Annotated in this window: 1 protein-coding gene; it reads right to left on the bottom strand. The window is 27.4% G+C overall.

The features are described from left to right. Nucleotides 1-345 precede the first annotated feature (345 nt). On the bottom strand, nt 346-576 hold a 231-nt coding region (locus EER30_RS48330), incomplete at its 5' end, for a hypothetical protein (protein WP_205650743.1).

Genomic DNA, 576 nt, shown 5'->3' with positions numbered 1-576 from the left:
CATCTTTAAATTGTTTTAATTTGATAAATAGTTAATAGAATAGGTATAAAACATAAGATATAAGTCATTGTACTGTATCCTTAAATAACTGTATTAATGATCTATCATCTAGTAATGGGTAATAAGATTTAATACTGTCTCTATCTAATTTCTCAATAGATGGTAATAAGGCTTGTACTATTTCTTGTGCATTAATCATTTTTTCATAGTTTTTAATAGGATTGAATCCTTGTTCTCTGTCTGCTTTTACTTTGTTATACAATGTATGCCATAGGATTACTTTAAATATAAAAAGATTGTATGTACTGTTAATTTTATGTTGTCTTGGTTTAATCATTATTTTTCTTATCCTTCTATTGCTCTAAATTTTTGCTTATATTGTACTTGTTCTTTATCGTTCTGTTTAGCTAGGTATGAAGCTCTATAAACACAGTCGGCAAACTGTAATTCGTTCTTTAAGCTATGTCCTACCTTACTTCCACCTATCATTGATAAGTAGTCTTCTTTTCTTTCATGGAAGTTAAAAGATACTTTCTTATAGTCCTCTTCAATGTTTATGATTACACCATCTAAGTT

This window comes from Actinoplanes solisilvae, from assembly GCF_003999975.1.
GTDB lineage: Bacteria > Actinomycetota > Actinomycetes > Mycobacteriales > Micromonosporaceae > Actinoplanes > Actinoplanes solisilvae.
The sequence above is the reverse complement of the archived record's forward strand: the minus strand, read 5'-3'. Positions and strand labels throughout refer to the sequence as shown.